The organism is Gottfriedia sp. OAE603, assembly GCF_040543965.1.
Lineage (GTDB): Bacteria > Bacillota > Bacilli > Bacillales > Bacillaceae_G > Gottfriedia > Gottfriedia solisilvae.
The window spans coordinates 2,180,460-2,200,859 of the sequence record NZ_JBEUNN010000001.1; the positions used below are offsets into that span (position 1 = coordinate 2,180,460).

The 20,400-nt window shown below is 30.1% G+C and carries 24 protein-coding genes; 17 read left to right on the plus strand and 7 right to left on the minus strand.

What is annotated here, in order from left to right:
- Window positions 1–77 precede the first annotated feature (77 nt).
- Together ABID96_RS10945 and ABID96_RS10950 are read right to left on the minus strand one after the other, a co-directional pair.
- The gene (locus ABID96_RS10945; RefSeq protein ID WP_192604405.1) at window positions 78–1,346 is read right to left on the minus strand and encodes an FtsW/RodA/SpoVE family cell cycle protein; all 1,269 of its coding nucleotides are present in this window, start codon (window positions 1,344–1,346) and stop codon (window positions 78–80) included.
- The gene (locus tag ABID96_RS10950) at window positions 1,337–1,681 is read right to left on the minus strand and encodes a PadR family transcriptional regulator (RefSeq protein ID WP_192604060.1); all 345 of its coding nucleotides are present in this window, start codon (window positions 1,679–1,681) and stop codon (window positions 1,337–1,339) included. Before ABID96_RS10950 ends, ABID96_RS10945 begins: the two co-directional genes overlap by 10 nt.
- 656 nt (window positions 1,682–2,337) lie before the next feature.
- Between ABID96_RS10950 and ABID96_RS10955 the strand changes: the two genes are divergently transcribed.
- Both ABID96_RS10955 and ABID96_RS10960 read left to right on the plus strand, forming a co-directional pair.
- Window positions 2,338–2,757, plus strand: coding sequence for an NUDIX hydrolase (locus ABID96_RS10955; RefSeq protein ID WP_377896861.1), 420 nt, complete (start codon window positions 2,338–2,340; stop codon window positions 2,755–2,757).
- 100 nt (window positions 2,758–2,857) lie between these two features.
- Entirely contained in the window at window positions 2,858–3,124 is a 267-nt protein-coding gene (locus ABID96_RS10960; protein ID WP_377896862.1) for a hypothetical protein, read from the plus strand.
- Window positions 3,125–3,409: 285 nt separating this feature from the next.
- Here ABID96_RS10960 and ABID96_RS10965 read toward each other — a convergent pair whose 3' ends face one another.
- Window positions 3,410–3,970 (minus strand): transglycosylase SLT domain-containing protein, encoded by a 561-nt coding sequence (locus ABID96_RS10965; protein ID WP_192604061.1) that lies wholly within the window; start codon window positions 3,968–3,970, stop codon window positions 3,410–3,412.
- Window positions 3,971–4,760: 790 nt separating this feature from the next.
- Here ABID96_RS10965 and ABID96_RS10970 point away from each other — a divergent pair.
- Entirely contained in the window at window positions 4,761–6,551 is a 1,791-nt protein-coding gene (locus ABID96_RS10970) for a hypothetical protein (protein ID WP_192604062.1), read from the plus strand.
- Window positions 6,552–7,084: 533 nt separating this feature from the next.
- Here the strand turns inward: ABID96_RS10970 and ABID96_RS10975 are convergent.
- Window positions 7,085–7,372 carry a hypothetical protein gene (locus ABID96_RS10975; protein WP_192604063.1) on the minus strand — a complete coding sequence of 96 codons (288 nt, stop codon included), beginning with the start codon at window positions 7,370–7,372 and terminating at the stop codon, window positions 7,085–7,087.
- 175 nt (window positions 7,373–7,547) lie between these two features.
- Between ABID96_RS10975 and ABID96_RS10980 the strand changes: the two genes are divergently transcribed.
- From ABID96_RS10980 to ABID96_RS10990, 3 genes are all read left to right on the plus strand, one after another.
- On the plus strand, window positions 7,548–7,742 hold the full coding sequence (locus ABID96_RS10980) for a CXXC motif containing zinc binding protein (protein WP_192604064.1): 195 nt from the start codon (window positions 7,548–7,550) through the stop codon (window positions 7,740–7,742).
- A gap of 338 nt (window positions 7,743–8,080) precedes the next feature.
- Window positions 8,081–8,500 (plus strand): thioredoxin family protein, encoded by a 420-nt coding sequence (locus tag ABID96_RS10985; protein ID WP_192604065.1) that lies wholly within the window; start codon window positions 8,081–8,083, stop codon window positions 8,498–8,500.
- Window positions 8,501–8,573: 73 nt separating this feature from the next.
- Window positions 8,574–8,753, plus strand: a complete 180-nt coding sequence (locus ABID96_RS10990; protein WP_192604066.1) for a hypothetical protein — start codon at window positions 8,574–8,576, stop codon at window positions 8,751–8,753.
- Between the two features lie 241 nt (window positions 8,754–8,994).
- Here ABID96_RS10990 and ABID96_RS10995 read toward each other — a convergent pair whose 3' ends face one another.
- Both ABID96_RS10995 and ABID96_RS11000 read right to left on the minus strand, forming a co-directional pair.
- On the minus strand, window positions 8,995–9,600 hold the full coding sequence (locus ABID96_RS10995; protein WP_377896863.1) for an HNH endonuclease: 606 nt from the start codon (window positions 9,598–9,600) through the stop codon (window positions 8,995–8,997).
- A 5-nt stretch (window positions 9,601–9,605) separates the two neighbouring features.
- Window positions 9,606–10,022, minus strand: coding sequence for a hypothetical protein (locus tag ABID96_RS11000; RefSeq protein ID WP_377896864.1), 417 nt, complete (start codon window positions 10,020–10,022; stop codon window positions 9,606–9,608).
- Window positions 10,023–10,191: 169 nt separating this feature from the next.
- Here ABID96_RS11000 and ABID96_RS11005 point away from each other — a divergent pair, with 169 nt between their 5' ends.
- The 10 genes from ABID96_RS11005 to ABID96_RS11050 all read left to right on the plus strand — a co-directional run bounded on the left by ABID96_RS11005 (window position 10,192) and on the right by ABID96_RS11050 (window position 18,069).
- Window positions 10,192–10,503: a hypothetical protein gene (locus ABID96_RS11005; protein ID WP_192604067.1), complete on the plus strand. Its 312-nt coding sequence runs from the start codon at window positions 10,192–10,194 to the stop codon at window positions 10,501–10,503.
- Window positions 10,504–10,714: 211 nt separating this feature from the next.
- On the plus strand, window positions 10,715–11,089 hold the full coding sequence (locus ABID96_RS11010) for a DUF6018 family natural product bioysynthesis protein (RefSeq protein ID WP_192604068.1): 375 nt from the start codon (window positions 10,715–10,717) through the stop codon (window positions 11,087–11,089).
- 58 nt (window positions 11,090–11,147) lie between these two features.
- On the plus strand, window positions 11,148–11,366 hold the full coding sequence (locus ABID96_RS11015) for a hypothetical protein (RefSeq protein ID WP_192604069.1): 219 nt from the start codon (window positions 11,148–11,150) through the stop codon (window positions 11,364–11,366).
- A gap of 20 nt (window positions 11,367–11,386) precedes the next feature.
- The gene (radC, locus tag ABID96_RS11020; protein WP_192604070.1) at window positions 11,387–12,016 is read left to right on the plus strand and encodes a RadC family protein; all 630 of its coding nucleotides are present in this window, start codon (window positions 11,387–11,389) and stop codon (window positions 12,014–12,016) included.
- Window positions 12,017–12,147: 131 nt separating this feature from the next.
- On the plus strand, window positions 12,148–12,588 hold the full coding sequence (locus ABID96_RS11025) for a single-stranded DNA-binding protein (RefSeq protein ID WP_192604071.1): 441 nt from the start codon (window positions 12,148–12,150) through the stop codon (window positions 12,586–12,588).
- A gap of 306 nt (window positions 12,589–12,894) precedes the next feature.
- Window positions 12,895–13,119 (plus strand): hypothetical protein, encoded by a 225-nt coding sequence (locus ABID96_RS11030; RefSeq protein WP_192604072.1) that lies wholly within the window; start codon window positions 12,895–12,897, stop codon window positions 13,117–13,119.
- 546 nt (window positions 13,120–13,665) lie between these two features.
- Window positions 13,666–13,776: a hypothetical protein gene (locus tag ABID96_RS11035; protein ID WP_377897055.1), complete on the plus strand. Its 111-nt coding sequence runs from the start codon at window positions 13,666–13,668 to the stop codon at window positions 13,774–13,776.
- A 731-nt stretch (window positions 13,777–14,507) separates the two neighbouring features.
- Window positions 14,508–15,893, plus strand: coding sequence for an AAA family ATPase (locus ABID96_RS11040; RefSeq protein WP_192604073.1), 1,386 nt, complete (start codon window positions 14,508–14,510; stop codon window positions 15,891–15,893).
- The gene (locus ABID96_RS11045; RefSeq protein ID WP_192604074.1) at window positions 15,883–16,557 is read left to right on the plus strand and encodes a hypothetical protein; all 675 of its coding nucleotides are present in this window, start codon (window positions 15,883–15,885) and stop codon (window positions 16,555–16,557) included. Before ABID96_RS11040 ends, ABID96_RS11045 begins: the two co-directional genes overlap by 11 nt.
- Before the next feature lie 576 nt (window positions 16,558–17,133).
- Entirely contained in the window at window positions 17,134–18,069 is a 936-nt protein-coding gene (locus tag ABID96_RS11050) for a DNA/RNA non-specific endonuclease (protein WP_192604075.1), read from the plus strand.
- Between the two features lie 664 nt (window positions 18,070–18,733).
- Here the strand turns inward: ABID96_RS11050 and ABID96_RS11055 are convergent.
- Window positions 18,734–19,114, minus strand: coding sequence for a hypothetical protein (locus ABID96_RS11055; protein WP_192604076.1), 381 nt, complete (start codon window positions 19,112–19,114; stop codon window positions 18,734–18,736).
- Window positions 19,115–19,816: 702 nt separating this feature from the next.
- On the opposite strand from ABID96_RS11055, the gene ABID96_RS11060 reads away from it, so the two are divergent.
- Window positions 19,817–19,954, plus strand: coding sequence for a hypothetical protein (locus ABID96_RS11060; RefSeq protein WP_192604077.1), 138 nt, complete (start codon window positions 19,817–19,819; stop codon window positions 19,952–19,954).
- Window positions 19,955–20,400: the final 446 nt, after the last annotated feature.

Genomic DNA, 20,400 nt, shown 5'->3' on the forward strand with positions numbered 1-20,400 from the left:
AATTTACGCATCCTAAAATGATAAAAATAATTCCCCTTTAATATGATTACGAATTAAGGTAATATCACTATAATAGTTTAGGTATTATTTTTTACGTCCAACCAGAGTATATCAGCTGCTTTTCGTCTTCTGAATATGCTTAAAATCAGACCTACTGCAATCATCTCCAACAATATATGTGAGCCTCCAAAGCTCATGAATGGCATGGCTACACCAGGTAAAGGTGATAAGCCCAGGTTTGTCAGGATGCTTAGTATAAATTGGCTTGCAAAGGTTACTGCCAACCCTATAGCCAGCATTTTACCATAAATGAAATTAACGCTTTTCGTAGCACTCAATATTCTCCAAATAAAAAACACAACCAATACGAAAGCAATAATCGCGGCTAACCAGCCAAATGAATAGATGATGTAAGTGAAAATAAAATCTGAATGTACTTCAGAAATTAAATTTGGGGTTAGATTAAGACTATTTCCAATAAAATCAGATGCGCCTAATTTTTTAATATCCTTGGTATCGATCGATGTATAATTTTGAGATCGAACCAACAGGTTGAAGATTGGCCATATAGAGGCAGCTCCTGCGAATGCTATTGCTTGTTTAAGACTGGCTCTAGATCCAAACATAGTGGCTGTGCAGCCAATAATACAAATGATAGAAGTTGCTATGGCACTTGTTGTTAATAACAATAAGATAGGTAATGCCAGAATACCTACTCCAAGCCAAGATTTTCGAGAGTCATTCCAATTCCAAGAATGAAAGATTCCAGCAAAGGACATAACCAAGAGAAAAGGAGTAATCTCGGTAAAATTAATATTGGCAAAACCTAAGTTTAAAAAAGGAACACCATCGACTCTAACACCAAAAAGAACAGCTATTAATAGTATTAGGACCGTTCCCGCATATAGGGGTTTGGAGAACTTTAATAACTTTCTATAATCAAACGTAGACAAGCTTAGCATCAGCAGAATTCCTAACAAGTAAAAAATAAGACTTTTATTAAATACTTTCATATCCTGAATCTCTGTAAAAGTAGAATGAAATTGTAAATAATACATTACTAGTAATCCAAACAGTGAAGCTATCATTACTGGAAGAATGGTTTTGGTATCCATTGAGGCTTTATGGGTCTCGTTAAGCTGCTTACCAAGCACCTTTACATCTCCCATACGAGCTAATGCTTGATCGATAGCCTCTTCTTCTGAGAGTCCAGCAAGCAAGGCTTCCTCTCTAAGTGTCTGAAGATGATCACTTATTTCAAGTTTTATACTAGAGTGAACATCTTTATTTCTTATTTGTTTACACAATTCTTTAATATATTCTTCAAAATCGTTTTCTAATCCCATACGATTTTCTCTCCTTTCAACACTTCGTCCACTGCAGTCTTAAAGATTGACCATTCTTCTTTTTTTTCCTTTATAAATTCCTTACCTTTTCCATTGATATTATAATATTTTCTCTTTCTCTTCCCGTGGCCTTCTTCCCAATAAGAAATAATCAGTCCTTTATCTTCAAGGATGTGCAGTATGGGATAAATCGTTCCTTCTTTTAAACTAAAAATTCCCTCAGACTTCATTTCCAACTCTTTAATAATTTCATAGCCATACATTGGTTTTGAATTAAGTAGGCTTAAAATAAGAGTAGTGGTACTACCTTTTAGTAACTCTTTACTAATCTTCATAACAGTCTCCCTCCAATACATACTATTTCTATGCATAGTAATCCTAGGTGTATGTTATATTACATATTTATGTGTGTCAATACTTTTGATACAGCTTGTTGATTCTAACAAGTGTAATTTAGTAGAATCTACTCTAATCACAAGGAAATTAACCGCTTTATCAAAAATCATTCTCCCAGATCGGTGAACACCATTTGTATCATATTTATATTTAAGTATCTTAAGTACTAAAGGGAATTAGATGAAACTGATATAAATTTATTTGTATAATCTTCGAGGTTTAAACGATTGTTATGATTAGTGCATTACTTCAACTGAAAACATATAAAATAGATTATGAAGACAATGTATTTAAGAAGTAATATTCAACTAACTGGCGCGTTAGTTGAACAACTATGGGCTACTTTGGTAGTCCATTTTTTTTGTGTTAAAAGGCAGGATGGTTGAACAAGGAGAATAATTAAAATTAGCGAAATAGGTATAGATAAACTGATTATTAAGGAGCTATCAATATGCAGAAATGGTAAACACTTAGTTCGGAATATCTATTCAAACCTGCTTTTGGAAATTTAAGAAAAGATAGTTGTGAATTACCAGATGGAAATATTATAGATGATTATTATGTAAACGAATATTCAAATTGGGTAAATGCTATTGTGATAACAAAGGAGAATCAAATTTTACTGGTTAAACAATATAGATACGCTGGACAGGACTTCTTTTTAGAAATCCCAGCAGGTAAGCCAGAAGAAAGTGAAACCTATGAAGAAGCTATTTTACGAGAAGTAAGAGAAGAGACTGGATATATTACAAAAACTGAACCCATTTTATTAGGAGAGTTCTTTATTAATCCTGCTACACAAAATAATAAAGTAATTTCATATTTAATTGAAAGTGCCTATCAAGCTTTTGAACAGGAACTGGATCCTACTGAATTTATTGAATTCAAATTAGTAAATGTAGATGATATTTACTCTAAAATAAAAAGTGGTGAAATAAATCAACTTTTTACAGTGAGTGCGTTCTACTTAGCTATGCCACATTTAAGTAAAATACTAAACTTACAATTCAACTAACTGGCGCGTTAGTTGGTGATCATGAGCAACCAATAGCTGAGGGAGTAATGAAGCTAAATGAAAAAAATCAGACTTTTATATAGAATATAAATGTTACCCTTTGTGGGTTTATGATGAAAACGGTGAACTTCTTGACAATGACTTAGTTGAAGAGTTAAGAAGTGAAAAAGAAATAGATGAAATGCTTTTGGAGATTCAAAGAGTATATGATTCATTGTTTATTGATGATTCTACAACTTTTGAATATAAAGGCTTTGCTGACGATTCATTAAAAACATCATACATAGAGAAAATAGAAAATCTTTTAATTTTATTAAAAGAAAAATTAGAAGAAAGATATATTATTGAAAATGATATTGCCATATAGAGCAATTATGCAACTAACTGGCGCGTTAGTTGAAAATTGAGAAGTCGATGATGTTCGACTCCTGTTTAATTATTGGCAGTTTAGTTCAGTAACTACTGGTTACAAATATGTTGATGCGAAAGTCTACATTATTGATACGCCGGGAAAATGTTAAGATAACTAATTTTAGTATTCAATAGAAATTTGAAGTTTTGTAAATACTTATCGAAGTAATAATAGACAAGGTGCAATTCATCTGAATTGCACCTTGTCTATTATTATTGAACTTAATCTTTGAGTATGATATTAGAACCATGAATTTACGACTTTTAACGCTTTATTATACTTAGCGATATATGACGTAGCTTTTCCTGTTCGTTCATAACCACCAACACCTTTATTGTAAGCACTTAAAATGGCTTCTGTTAATTTTACGCCACGATATCCTTTTGCTTTATACTTCTTTTGTAAAGTAGAAAGCATATATGTACCCCATTTGATATTAATGTAAGGATCAGTTGGTTTGTTTGCAGTGTGTAGAGTTTTGGCCAGACTTTTATGGTTTACTTTTGCAATTTGGAAGTAACCGTAGCTTTCATTATTTCGAGCGTTTGCATGAAAATTACTTTCTATTTTAATGATTGCAAGTGCAGATCGATATGATAACCCACGTTGTTTACACAGATTATATAAATACTCTTGGTGAGCTTTTGGTAATGGCACTTTCGAATTATATTTAAATGCTGTATTAGTATTTGCTGATACATGTAATGTAGAAAATGAAGTGAGACTTAAAATTAGTAAACATACTGTAAGGAACCCCTTTATGATAGTGGTAAAAGGGAAATTTATGTAGGTTCTATTCATGATGGTTCCTTTCTATTCTGCTTTTATTTAACTTTTATTCAATTTATCACATTTAACTTTGATATGGATCAATAACATCATCTATTTATGGCTTTGTAATGAAAATATCATCTTGCAATATCTTTGTAATAAAACAAATAGAATTAATAGATTTTGACAAAATTAAGCTAAATGTTGGCAGAACACTATAAAATATATGAATGTATCGAGCATAGATTTACAACGGGATAATTTATAGTTTTGATATGATATAGTAAGTTTTCTTTATTGAACAAACTGGCGCGTTAGTTGAACAACGATAGGCTTCTACGGGCAGCCTATTTTTTGTTTTAACTGGTAGTATTGCTGAATATGGAATTGTTATAATGTAATTAATATATTTTAAGAATAGAGGTCTATTTTCATTGATAATAAGGATATTTGCATTCATAGCAATGGTTTACATAGAATTTAAGTTTTTTAATTGGATCTCAGAATATTTTTATCCTAATCCACCAATAGAAATTTTATTAATAGTAATACTTGTAATTGTAATTTTTATCACATATCTCAAGGTTTATCCTGGAAAGAATAAATTTAAAAATTACTAAGTGTTCTTAAACTAACTGGCGCTTTAGTTACATTACTTATGATGAGGTGAACCATACCATAAGTAAGTGAGGTTTTTGGCAAAGAACTAATAGGAACAGAATAATCATGTAAAAAGAACCATCTTCTATTCAACTTTGGAAATCAAAAGAGAAGACAATATAGGAGTTTGTAAAAGAATATAAAAGAAAGAGGGGGAAGCATGGTAAAAGAAAGATACAGAGGAGTGGAGTACTACGAAGGGCCGGATTTGGCAAAAGGATATATGCTAGATAAGGCTAAAGAAGTTTATGAGGAGCTATCAATAGGTCATGCAATAAAGAATATCAATGAAGCACTAGAATTATATATTATTAACCAGTATGTGAAGGACAATACGCTTCTATTATATCTTGGTGAAGATAAAGAGGAATGGCTTAAAGAAAAAAATAGAATAGCTAATTCGTCAGTCGGTAAATATATCATATTTAAGCAATATCAACTAGTAATGAAACATGACGTGGAATTAAGAGAATATATGCTTATTTACCCGGAAGGAAGTACAAATTTACTTTTGGATAAATATTTATTAAAGCATAGGGACGAACGAGAAAAATCCTATTTGCCACAATCGTTAACTGTAGAAGATAAAGAGCAAATTATTAATACCTATCTAGATCTCAATAAGCCTAATTTAAATTACACTAGGCTTCTTAGTAATGTACAGAATACGAAAGAGTTTGCTCTTGATGCTAGAGTTAAACTGAAAGCAAAAAGAGTAAGTGAAAGACTTGAAAGTGAACTCTTTAAAGATGGTAGTGGACTTGGAACGGATATAGTAGTCGAGTTCAAAGAAAATGTAGAGGGTACTGTAAAGCAACATTTCACATTAAGTAAAGTAGGAACAGAAGTTGATAAAAAATGGTTAGAATCAAATCTTGATAACCCAACGTTATTGAACAATTTTATTTACATATTCGAGTTTGTAAATAAGGATATGGTTTCTAAGTTTCCATATAATGAAATATATGCAAGTGTTTTTGAAAGATTTGGTTTTACTCATGAGAAAGAATATAAGACCTGTACAGCTTTCTCAATGAGAGAATCTTTATCCTTAGCACAAATGCATGTTTATTGTTCATTTTTAAGGAGTAAAAACAAAAATATAGAATCAATAATTGAATGGTTCTTCAATGCTTATCTAAAAGAGGAATTCTATATTGAGGACTTCAACATTAAGCTACCACCAACAGATAATCCGAATTTTGAAAAGTGCAAATCTATATTTCCAACTATTGAAAGTATAATTAAGAAATATAGGTTTTATTTAGAGGATGGTTACATTGATGAAGAGCTTCTTCAAATGGAAAGCAAGCCTTTACCATTTTCGGAATGTCCAAGCATGACAAATGACAGATACCTCTACATAGCACCAAATAATGATGAGGCTAGAATTTTAAAGAATGTTATGTTTTCTGACCAAAGTAATATTACTTATTTCCCTAAATATGGTGATAGTCAATATAATACGCTTATTGAAAGGTTGGAAGCTGATAAGCTGTATTTACAAGATATAGAAGATTATCAAAAACCGTCTTTAGATTGGCTTGTTGAATATAATTATGTAACGGTAATCGACGGTAATGAAATAGTGTTGGTAAATAGGAATCGAACATTAATATATTATTATATATATAATAACGGTGTAGTTGTACCAAGTAAACTTTCTGAAAATCTAAAGCAAGAAGTTGATAAGCTATTGAATGAAGGAGCTTTAATTGCTGAAAATACATTATTAACAAGGCATGAAGCCGATTATATAGATTTCTATCTGAATAAAAGTAATTTTATCAATGGGTATGACTTGAGGAACAAGTATTTACATGGTACATCTTCTGGTCATGATAATGAAAATGAGCATTATATGAGTTATTTGCATGCGCTTAGAATACTAATAACGATTTTGATAAAGATAAATGATGATCTTTGCACAACGAAGGTTGAGAGTGATTAATATAAAAACAGAAAGAAACGATCCATGTCCTTGGAGCCACAAAACTACCTAAGAACTTTTTGAGTGTATCGAAGACAACAGAAGGAGATTAAAATATAAAATTAAAATTTCTTATTGAACTAACTGGCGCCTTTGTTGAACAGTAAGAGTTACAAGGTAACTCTTTTGTCTTTCGTAATGGTGATAAAAAAAGAAACATATTTCTTAATGAAATATGTTCATTTTTTTTGTTAGTTGCAATTTTATACAATGAAAACTGGAAAATCCTTCTAGTAAATAATTTAAAATAAGTGATAAAATTTAGTTAGTAAGTAATTGGAATTATGAAATTTATAAAAATAATTTTATGAAAAGGGTGAGAATTACAATGAAAAAATTAATGAAAACAAAGATGGTTATATTCAAAGTGTAACTGTGAAATATACAATTAGTCCCACTTGTTCTAAATTTAAACGAGCTGAAACTAACACTGTATTGTTTAATGGATTTGGCGATAAGGTCAATATTCAACCACTAACTGCTGAAGAAATCTCTCAATAAAGAAAAATCTTCTTATATTGTTGATTAACATTTAACAATCCATTAGCAAGATCTGCTTTATATTGAATTTTTTTTACGTAATTTAAGTCTAATGCAGGAAATGAAGCTTCTATGGAAATTCTGTTTTCCTTTAAAGTTTTGTCATATGCAACTTTGTAAGTTTTAAGGACAGTTTCCTGTTTAGGTACAATAACTTTAGGTTTTGTAGCAGCTGAAGCTGGAATAACTCCACCTATTAATAGACTAGTAGATACGAACAGAGCAGGAATAAATTTTCTCATTTTGACACCCCTTTAATGTATATATAAACATTATCGGCTAGTTATTGTTATATTTTTCCTTTTTTCTAGATTAAGACTTCCTTTTAAACTTCTTTTGTCATTAAAAAGGCGTATGTGAAAAACAATAATCCAAACTTAAAAAGGTTAGGTATAATAATGATAGAAGGTGATATAAATGGAGAAATTATGCGGTAAATGTTCAAAAGAAACAGGTATGACCAAAGAAGAGCGTTACGAACTTGCGAAGTCACGAATACCAAATACAGTTTATACTTGTACCAACTGTAAAGAAGAGCATTCGTTAGAAATAAAGTTACAAGTAGAACCTATTAAAACTACGGGTGAAACGTCGAAAAAAGACAACAAATAGAACAGTTACTGTTTGAATTTTTCTAAGTAAAAAACTTGTTCTAAAAGTATTGCTTAAGCGTGGGGGCTAGTCCCCCACATTTTTATTACTTCATTTTTCTCTATTATTAGTACAAAAATACGTTTACTTCTTAAGCTTTTTCCGAATAATCTTTTTATTGATTTGTAATATTGGAAATAAGGTAAGGAGAATGACAATTTAATTGTAAATTCTAGTAAACTAAAGTATTATATCCATATAAGTACATACTAAATTACGGGAAGCCCCCGAAACATTCAGTAATAAGATTAATTTCTTATTATATTGTTTCTGGGGCTTTTTTAAGGAGAAATAGGAAAATGAAGAAAATACATAAAATATTAATTAGTCTAGTTTTGCTTTTATCAGTGGGGATTGGAACATATTTATTAATTGGAAATAAAGTTACTGAAGCTAAGACACCTTATAAAGAGATAACTCAAAAACAACTACAAGAAAAAATATCCAATAATGAAAAAACGATTGTTTATTACTACAAAAAGGACTGCCAGTATTGTAAACAAGCAAGTCCTTTAATAAAAAACTCGGTTAAAGCATTCAAAGCTGATATTTATCAAATAGAAGTAGATAAATATGATGGAATTTGGGAGGAGCGCAATATGGTGGGAACTCCTACAATTGTTTACTATAAAGGTGGATATGAGATTTCTAGACTAGAAGGAGTAAAAACTCAAGAAATGTATAATCGTTGGTTTAGTGCAATGAAAAAAGTAAACTAAAACTTATTCTAAAAGTTAGCCAAGTTTTAAATTCGTATCTATATTATAATTATTTAATATAGGGGGAGTAAGATTGAAAACTATCACGAGGCAATTTAACAGATTATTCGAAGAAAGAATTAAACTAATTGTAATTATTCAGCTAATTTTAGTAATTCCAGTTGTGACTTATGCGGTTTATACCCGGTCATCAGATATCAATCGTTTACATGAAGGAATATTTTATTTAATGGTTGCATTTGTTCACTTCTAAATGTAATTGAAAATATAATTTTGAGAAAGAAAGGTACTAGTATTATTTGGTCGATTCCAACAGTACTTTTTGTAATTATAGGTATTGATAATTTATTAGATATTTAAAAAGTAACCCCCGAGGACTATGCCCACGGGGGTTTTATTATTCCAGTCGGCGGAAAAACTTCGGACTAATTTGCTTACGAGTGCCAAAGTGTATAATTTCTTCGATAAATTTATAGAGGAATTCAATAATTATTTTAAACCATTATGTTTTTTTTATTTTTCATACGCTTTTTTAATTCTTCTATGGTTAAATATGCTCCGTTTTCTTTTCGATGCAACATTGCATGGCAGTTAGGGCAAACTGGTATTAAGTCATGTTCTGGATCCACAATATAACCTTTTTTTATTTCACTAAGCGGTATAATGTGATGTACGTGAATAAAGTCTTTACCGACTATACCATACGTACTTTCAAAGTCTATTTTACAAACTTGACATTGTACGCCATGAGCATCTATGCATTCTTTACGAACTTTGGAGTTACGTTCATATCTATTTACTAAAATCGTTTTACTGTGTCCTTCTTCTAATCCATCAGAGATTTCTTCTGGGTAATATTCTGCTGTTAGATCAATTTGAAAAAAAGGCATAATATAATCCCGTAGTTCTCCATTAATCTTTTCTGGACCTTGAATTTTGCTATTCAAACCATTTTCACGTAAATTTTTAAACGATAGTTCATCGGTGTCAACCGTATCTATCAATCGAACACGTGTATAATTCGATACTTTCATTTGCTGTAATTTACTTTTATCTTTCCAATACTTAGCATCATAGTCAAAAACATGATCTTTTACCAAACCTTCTATAACCTCAACTTTAAAGCGTACTTTGTGAATACCCTTAGAGACATATATAAATAAGATATCGCCATTTTCAAAATTACAGAACGTCTCCAATCTAAAACTTCATATTCACTAAATGCACCTACTACATCAAATTCTTCTGGATTAGCTGGAATCAACCAAACACGACGAGCATTATGATGTCCTCTTTCTTCAAGCTCTTTACGTCGGTTTAAGGCAATTTCTGCAGGAGCAATAAAACTATATTCGTCCCCTTTTATATCATAGGTAATATGATATACATAGCCACGTTCAATATAATCAAAACACTTAGATTTCGTAATCTTTAGATGTTCTGATAAGAATTTTGCTGCTTCCTGAATATTTTTAGCTTCAAATAAAAGATCATCATTTTTTCTAATAGTTATTGGGCTCATATGTTATAGAATATATCCTTCATTTTACAATATTGATGTGCCTAATACGTTGGCAAAGTTATAATACTTTGAAGTTACTAAAATGGACACAGTATTTTAATGATTTTTTCACATTTTTTTAGATAAATTTTTAATATACCTCCGATTAGTTTTAAAAGGAGGTAAGCACATGTTAAATTGTTATGACGAAAATGTATTAGTTGAGACTTGTTTATGTGGGTGTAATAAAATAATAGAAACCGAGTATTTTATTATTACTAGATCGAGAGACACTAAAGAGCTTGTGCTAAATGTTGCTGATATAAGTTCAAATTTTATTACTTTCGATGAAATTATTATAAAAATATTACCAATCCAATTATTAAAGTGGAGAAGTACAATAGAGTTAATTAAATCATCATATCCATTTTCTGAGCCAAATACTGTCGAGCGAAATGTATTAAGAAACGAACTTATTAACTTGATTTTAGATAAAGAATAAATATTTTTGCAAAATTAGTAGTCATCTTTAAAGGAAGATGATATATTTAACTTATATTTTATGGTATTTTTTTCTAGCAATCCTTATTGGATTAGCATGTGACCGAGTAATCAAAAAGCATTCTTTGGAATGAATTTTACACACTATCCGTGTGTCATTTTCTTTCTAAAGAGTGCTTTTTTTAGTTTTATTTAGAAAAGGAGAATGAACAATGAGTAAACCCGTAACACTATCTGAATTTTTTGGGTATGAAGGAAATGCAACTGAAATGATGAATACGATGGGTGAAAGAAGTTTATTTAACAACAAATCTTATTGTGTTCAAGTTGTATTACCAAATGGAGCAAAACGCTATTTACGGTGTCTTGGCAAAACAAAAGAAAAAGCTCTTAAAGTAGCTGTTACTTTTGTTAAGTCAATAGAGATCAACGAGGGAAAACAAGTCTACTGGAGATTTACAGGAGATAATCTTTTCCACTTAGGAACGAATTTAGAAGCATATAAAGCTTTTAAAAACGATAATGGTTGGAGAGGTAAATTGAAGAAAGTATTTGAATATCTCTTTGTTGAAGAGATTGATGAATGAGAGGGGAACAAGACCAATTGGTTTTGTTCCTTTTTTTATTTTAAAAGGAGAGAAGTAGATGAAAAACGACATTAAACAATCATTTGCAGCAAAGTTTATGCAACTGAATAAGTGGGTTAGTCAACTTGAATATCGATTAACTGCTTTATTAAGTAAAAAACATACTTGTTCTGCATGCAATAAGAAGCATTCACTTCTTGAAATTGATTGCATTGGTGACTATTTATATTGTCCGAAATGTATTCAACTTCATCCAATGTTTAATGACCAAAATTAAGAAAACAGGGAGAAAAATAAATGAGTAATTATTTATTAGCAAGAGAGGAATTTGCATTTTACGGTCGAGAAGATGTTTCTCTTATTAATCTTCTTAGATTGATTATAGGGGATAAATCTGAAGAACTAGTGGCAAAATTATCTGAGTTCAGTATAAGAAAGTTAGGTCAGATATCAGTTAATGAATTTGAAGAATTAGGTTTAACAAAACTTAATGCAAATCGTTTATGTGCTGCATTTGCCTTAGCTTATCAATACGCTAAAAATTCAACAACTTTAAGCCAAATTAAATCACCAGATGATGCGTATGAAGCTTTAAAGCCATTAAGTTTAGAAGAACAAGAACATTTTGTCTGTCTATACTTAAACACTAAAAATGAGATTCTTTCAAGAAAAACCATTTTTATCGGTTCTCTAAATGCCAGTATCGTTCATCCGAGAGAAGTAATGAAGGAAGGACTAAGAGTGAGTGCTGCTAGTATCATACTCTCACATAATCACCCTTCAGGTGATCCTACACCTTCAAAAGAAGATATTGAAGTAACGAAACGTCTTAATGAATGTGGAAAAATTATGGGTATCGAAATATTAGACCACATTATTTTAGGACATAACCGTTATCTGAGTTTAAAAGAAAAAGGATATTTATGAGGTGATAAAATGAAAAACATATTAAATTTCTGTAGATAGCGTGAGCGCAAAATATTGTGATTACGCGAATATGACATGATTTATTAATAACTATTAGGTAGAGAATTTAAAATTAAGGGAGAGAAAAAACGATGAATATTAACAAAGTGATTTTAAACGGTAGATTAACAAAGGAAATTGTCTTAAGACATACTGATAACAATAACGCAGTCTGTACATTTACTATTGCATCAAATCGTCCACAAAAGACGAATGGTGAGAGTGAAGCTGATTTTATCCAATGTGTAGCGTTTAAAAAGAATGCTGAGAATATGTCAAAATTCCTTCGAAAAGGTTCTAAAGTTTGCGTAGTTGGTAGATTAACTACAAGAACTTATGATGACTCTACAGGAAAGAAACAATATGTGACTGAAGTTATTGTAAATGAGGTAGAGTTCCTTGATCCAATTAATAGTGACTCTTCAAACAATAATTTAAGAGAACAAAATAATAATTCGGGTAACCCAAATACTCAATCAGAACCATTTGGAGGTTCTACTGAATATACGGAAAAGATGCCTTGGGAAATGTAAATAACAAAAATTAGAGTGTTCCAAATTAGGAGCACTCTTTTTATTAATCGAAAAAGAGAGGTAATAATATTTCGAGAGTAATGAATAAAATCGAAAGTGGTTTCTATGCTACGCCATTAGTTTAAGGAGATACCTTAGCAAAGTGATATTGTGCTAAGACTTAATAAGAAACTTCTGGCAATTGAGGTGAAAAGCTATAGAGTTTCTTCATCTTCTGCCACTGAAGCAAATATAAATTCAATAATTAAAGATACAAATAAGATGATTATTGCTCCACTTAAACAGGTTCATGATAGGGATAAAGATTTGATAACTATAGGACATGAATCACTTAAAGGAATTGATGAAATATATCTAATGATAGTCAACCAGGGGCATTTCCCTACCCTTAAACCATATGAAGATATGATTGAAAGCAGTCTTACGAGTCATTTTTCAGTACCAATAACAGATTATTACCACCTTGATATAGAAGAATTTGAAATGCTTTTATGCTTATTAAACGGAAGAGACCTATATTTAACGTATTAGACAATAAAAGTTCAAGTCGTAATAAATATTTACCTTTTAAAGTATTTATTAATAATAACTCATATAATCTAAAGGATAATAGTTTACTTAAAGATAGATTTCAAAATACAATTGATGAAATTGGTAGTATGCTTTTTAATGATTTTAGAGTTGATGTAGACTTATTTTAAAAGTAATATTTTTTCTTAATAAATTAATTGTGAGCTTTAGTTCAGTAAAATGGTCGACGATTCGTCGGTCATTTTTTATTTAAATAAACTTAAATAAGTTGAACAAGGATTATTTAATATCGCTGGCTAATATGTACTTATATACGCTCTTCTTAAAGATTTTAATGAAAATATAGAGGGAGAATTTATGAGTGCAACAATTAAAATTATAACGATGTATTTTAATTGTTAGATGACTTATTAAGTGAACCAAAAGAATTTTGGGAGAGATTCTACGAAAAAGAGATAAAGAAATTCCTTTTTTAAAGTAAAAGGTCCTGATGAAAATCCAGTTGAATACTTTGATATTCTTAACGTTCCAAAAAAGGTATTAGAAATTGGATGTGGTCATGGAAGAAATGCTATTTATATGTCTAAAAAGGGCTGTAACATTGATGCTTTGGATATTTCAATGCAATTGAATGGGCTAGAGAAAGAGCTGAAGTAGAGAAAGTAAAAATAAACTTTCACTGTTAATCATTATTTGATTTTACTTATGAACCGAATTCATATGATTTTATTTATGATTGTGGCATGTAAGTTACATCATTTAGCTCCACAAGAAGATTAACTTATCTAAAAATTATAAAAAATGCGCTTAAGCCAATTGGACATTTTGGTTTAGTTTGTTTTAATACTAAAGGTGCGCTTGTAACAACAGATTGGGAAATGTATAAGTCTGGAAGCTTAAATAGAGGTAATGGTTATTATGAAGAGCGACTTAAAGATATTTTTAATGATGACTTTAACTTTATAAATTTTAGAGAGATGAAAAAATAGATCAGCCAAATGAGATGTTTGGTGAAGATTTTTTATGGGTAAATAGTTAATGTACTAACTTTTGCGTTAATTACTTAGTTTAATATAGAAATAGAAGCTATATCCAATTAATAAGTGTATTTATCGGCTTTTTAACCTACTTTGGAATCGTATTATGTCATAAATTTTTAATTACTTACGAACCTAAAAAATGAAGTAAATAATTTCAATGGGTGAATCTAAATCAATATAATTAAATTCATTACCTTATTTAAAAGTATATAAAATACTTGAGTGGAAATAATAGTACAAATATGATAATTATTTTTAAAAATAGATACAAAATGTGTCAAAAACATAAAAAACATTAAACTTTTTGAAATACTTGTGTTACAATACTTATAATTGGAGGTGTCTATTTTGCATAATACAATTGTTCGTGTACAACAAATAGAAATTATTAATTTTAAAAATGTTGAAACTGGTACAATTATGTTTCCAAGTTTTTTGAAACAAGACCGTTCAAATAATAAGGCAGAAATATTGGGATTGTATGGTCAAAATGGTTCCGGAAAAACTGCTCTTGTTGATGCTATGTGGCTTTTAAAGATGGCATTAACTGGGGAAAAGCTCCCATCAACTACGATTGATTATATTTTACAGAATTCACCAACTTCAGAATTAAGATTTATATTTAATATAGAAAATCAAGAAGAAAAATATCTGGTTTACTATGATATCGAGTTGAGTAAGTTTGAAGAAGATAAGTTTAAAATTTCAAAAGAAAACCTATCATTTAAAAGGTTTTATAACGGTGAATGGAAAAGTAAAGCAGGAATTATTGAATATGATTCAAATTCAGATATCATTTTTAAGCCAATTAAAAATTTCAAGCTCTTAACTGCAAATAATTCTAATAATCATATAGAATTAGGTGTATCAAAAAAATTAGCTGAGAAAAATATCACTTCTTTTATATTCAGTTCTGAAACGGAAGAGATTATCAAAAACAGTAAATCATTTAAGGAATATTCCAATATTATTATGGCCCTTAAATATTATGCTAATTTGAACTTGTTTATTTTTAAGAATGATCATACTGGTATTATAAACATGAACTTATTTATTCCATTAAGTTTTAGAATTAGTGATAAAACTAGTGTTACTCAAGGAGACTTAGTCATTGAGTTAGCAAATCCATCTGTAGTCCCAGAACATATCTATAACGTAGCAAAAAAAGTAATCAATCAGATGAATATTGTATTGGAAACCCTTATACCTGGTCTAAATATTGATATTAAAAATCATGGTAAACAGCTAATTAAAGATGGTTCAGAGGGGATAAGAATTGAACTAATTTCTGTCAGAGGAAAGTTTTGTATACCTTTAAAATATGAATCAGAAGGAATAAAAAAGATTATTTCAATACTAAGTACACTCATAGCATTATTTAACAATCCGTCTGTTTGTATGGTTGTTGATGAATTTGATGCAGGAATCTTTGAATATCTTTTAGGTGAAATATTACAAATAATAAATGACAGTGGAAAAGGACAACTGATATTTACATCTCATAACTTGAGACCTTTAGAGATGTTGGATACAAATTCATTAGTTTTTACAACTACTAATCCCCAAAATAGATATCTAAGATTTGCACATGTTAAAAGTAATAATAACTTACGAAACCTATATTATAGAAGCATTAACCTTGGTGGACAAAAAGAAAATATTTACGAGGAAACTAATAGTTTTGAAATCGGTCGCGCTTTCAGAGTTGCTGGGAGGGTGATTGATGAAAACTAAGAAAGTTATATTATTTATTGTTGAAGGGATTTCTGACCAGACATCTCTTGGTCTTATTCTTTCAAAATTAATTAAGAACGAAAATGTAAGATTTCATATTGTAAACGGGGATATTACCTCAGATAGAAATACTACTGTAACTAACGCTATTAATAAGGTTAATTCAGAAATTAGTAGTTTTCTAAGCCGTAATTATTTAAAAAAGACAGACATACTACAAGTCATCCATTTAGTAGATACAGATGGAGCTTTTGTACAAGAAAATTATATACAAGAAGAAGACGTTGAAGGTTTTATCTATTCAACTGAATTTATTAAAGCAAGAAGAATTGAAAATGTCCTGCAACGTAATAAGAAAAAGAGCGCTATAATCAATAGGTTGTGGAGTTGTTCTGAGATTTCAAAAATTCCATATTCCATGTACTACTTTTCATGTAATTTAGAACATGTATTACATAATGAATGTAACATGGATGACAGTAAAAAAGAGGATGTTGCAGGTGAGTTTGCAGATCAATTTTATGGAATTGAAGAAGAGTTTATTGAATTTATTAGAAATGATGAATTCGCTGTCCCAGGTGATTATAAAGAAACTTGGGACTTTATTAAAAAGGAAAATAATTCATTGAAAAGGCATTGTAATTTTCACTTATTCTTTCAATGAAATAATTGATATTTTAGTAAGTATTAAATTAACATTCTGATTAAAGTTCAAAAAGATTAATTGAGATTCTAAGGTTTGGGATAATTGTATAGTTTGTTGAAAAAAATATATTTTAATTTAAAAGCAGAAGAATGTTTACATAATTTTTTGCCCTGTACACATACTCGTAATTTTAAGTTATAAGAACGACTTTGATAAGTTGTTGAATATTTTATCAGTTTATTAGAGACAGAATTATAAATTTGATTCTGTCTTTAAATTTATAGATAAATTAAATCCAGAAGTACTTCTAAAGTTTGCAAATGAGGTGTAGTAAATTAATGTTACTTTCGGCAATAAAAAAATATTCTTATTGAACTAACTGGCGCAATTCTTGAATTGGAATTGCGCCTTTTACAGTGCAATGGACACTACTAAACTTTATTGGAATTTAACACTACATACTTCACACTAAGTGTCTACTGTAATTAAAGTAATATTGTAATATACTATTATATATACGTTTACAATGTTAATTTATGTTTTATTCAAAGATCTCTAGAATGTTCAGTAAAGAATACTATAAGGAGTCCTAAAATGAAAAAGAAAATAAACTATTTAATCTTACTTTTAACTGCCATCTTAATAGTTGGCTGTTCTAACGTAGGAGATGTATCGAATACTGATGGGAAAGCTGATTCACAAGAAGTAACTACAAAAAATAGTGAAAAAGAAAAAACTACGACTGAAGAACAAGTGGTAGAGGAAACATCGACTGGATCAAAAGATCAATTGTTTAAAGGGTACAAACTAATAGAAGTGGATGGTGCTGATTTGTCTGGACATCGCGAACCTAAAGTCGTAGTTGACATTGGTTTTGGTGACCGTGAGTATTGGTCCTTTACGAATGAACACGGGCAAGTAGTCCGTGTCATTGCTGACGAAATCGTTCTACAAGACCATCGTATCGAACATGTAACATCGTCTGGAAGATACTACGCTGATGAAGCAAAAGTTCCTGGTGTAGAAAGAGCAGATTTAGATGAAGGGCATATCATTGCAGATTCTCTTGGAGGGGTATCGAATGCTTACAATATTACTCCACAAGAAAGTACGCTTAACCGACATGGTGATCAAGCATATATGGAAGATGCCATTCGTAAAGCTGGTGGGGCTACTAAATTTGAAGCAATCATCTCATATCCTAATACGGAAACCCAGATTCCTTCTCATTATAAGTACACGTACACTTTAAAAGGGAATAAGATTGTAGATGAGTTTGATAATGGAAACCCTGATAAGATAAATAAATCTCTAGGCTTAACTGAGAGTAAATCAACTAACTCAAATAAGTCAACTAGTTCTAATAAGTCGAATGCAGCTAAAGATATTTCTAGTGTTGATACAGATGGTAATGGACAAGTGACGATTAGAGAAGCAAAAGCAGCTGGTTATAGCATGCCAATAACGAGTGATCACTGGTTATATCCATATATGGATGATCGAGATGGTGATGGTTTAGTAGGTGAATAAATGGAGGGTACCTCAAGAAAAAAATGCTTATATTCAATTTGAAAAAAGTGGAGTGTAAGCCCTTATATAGATATCGCATGCTTAGTTGAATATTTAATGGACTTTTAAGCTCAATCCAGCAACAAGTATGTTATTCGGTGTCAATCAATATGGCTAGAGGATTTGCAAGAGAGATAAAAAAACATCTAGAAAAATACAATATACTTATAGTGATAAAATATCCTAAAATATAATTTATTTTAGGATATTATTATTTTTCTTATCCTGCTCATAATTTTATCATAATCTAGGATATCTGGAGTCGTTTCTTTAGTTAGTTGATTTACTCTAAGTGGTTTTTCAATCAGAAACCTCTTATGGTATATAATATAGCTCCTTTTAAAACCTTACTCATAAAATATAAATCTGATAATCCACCAATAAGTGCACCAACTACAGGAATTGCTTTTTTTTCCAACTTCCTTACTTAAACTACTATCAATCTGTTCTAGTATTTTATTAAAAACAGTTTTCTTTAGTCCTTTTTGTCCAGCATCTCTGAACGCCTTTTCCGCAGCCTTATGACTTAATGCACGAATTTAAAACAAATAACAGTTCAGCTCCACACATTTTAGCCATCTCTTTGTAAGAAAGGGAACTTAAAAATTTTTTAAGACTAGCTAAGTTAGGAGTTAAAACCATTCTTACCTAGTAAACATGCTATATCATCTGTTTGAGAACTATTTGGAAAAAGACATTGCATAGTAATACTGGAAGCTATTTCTAGTTCTCGAGGATCTTCTTTAGTATCATCCCCATACATCAATGCTAGGTTTTGAACAGCTGCTATATTAAACGGAATACAAGGTAGACCAAACACTCCAGTACCTGCTCCCTCTAGTAAAGCCATGGATTTGTCTTTCCATTTTTCTTTAGCTAGTATTTTTTCCATTTCGTAACTTCTTAATCTACATATCCCATCGAATTCTAAGCTTCTATTATTAAGTGAAAGTTTAGAAACTACACTTTGCTTGTTTAGAGTCATATTTGCAGCCGTTTCTTGCAATACGCCAAATCCTTTGCCCGCAGCCTCTATTGTTTTAAGGAATAGTTTTGTTTCAGAAATATTGTTTATTGACTTGTCTAATACTTCTTTAACAGGTGCAGGAGTGAAATTTGAAAAATAAGACTTTCCATTTGTTACACCTTTTTAAATTTTAGATGGTTCATAAATTTCTCATATTCATCAGTTTATTTTTCCATTATTTTATTTTCTTTATTATCCAAAATTGAATAATCCACCGTTGTACCTCTTTCTAAGTAACTACATTAGTTGAAATTAGTTATTATAGTAAATTCTTAAGTTTATATTTAAAATTATTTGAATTGTAAAATCATCAATTACCTTTTAAACAAAAACATTGTCAAAAATATATGTAAAATGTATAATTTTTTATATATTATTTTTTTAGTATTTTTGCAGTCATTTTTTTGATTCGCAGTTGACCGAGTAATTACGAAGCCTTTGGGTTTATTTTGCACACCACCAGTGTGTCTAGAATAAGCTCAAAGGCTTTTTTGCGTTTGATGAGTGAAGAAAGGAAGAGATAATTCAGTATTTATGCTGAAATTGTCTCTTTATATATATATCAAGAGAAATTGAGAGGTGAAAAGATTAATGAAAAAAAAGGTTGGAAAGAAAAGAAAGCAGAACAAAAAGAAAAAATTGAACAACTCTGTAAACAGTTAGCAGAAGGAGTAGAGAATTTTGAGTATTCACCGGAGTTTTACTGCCATCTTAAAAATGAAAGCATTAATGTCGAATTACTCATTTAAAAATCTTCTACTTGCAAAAAGTCAAATGCCTGATGTTACATTTCTTGCATCTTTTAAACGTTGGAAATAACTAGGACATTATGTAAAAAAGGGAGCATCTTCAATTCGTATCTTTGAACCTGTATTTAGAAACGACATGAAAAACGAAGATGAAAAATTATTTGACGATTATTATGATGAAACTGTTTTGAAAGGTTTCTATCCAGTTCTAGTATTTCAAGTAAGTCAATTGCGACCGTAAAGGTATCTAAAAAGATAGAACAAATTACATTGAGAGCAAAATAATTACTTGCAAATATTGATATGGGAGTTCAAAAGAAAGCTACTTTATTTGAACAATTGATTAACTGGATTAATCAATTTGTTAATGAAAAAGCAACTCTTAATGTATTTAATCGTAAGGTAACTTAATTTGTAAATTTATTGAAGGTGGAGAGTTAAAGGGTCTTGTCTTCACAGATGTGGTATTAAATGTGGATTTAGTTGAAGCATTTTGAATTGATTATATTGATGAAG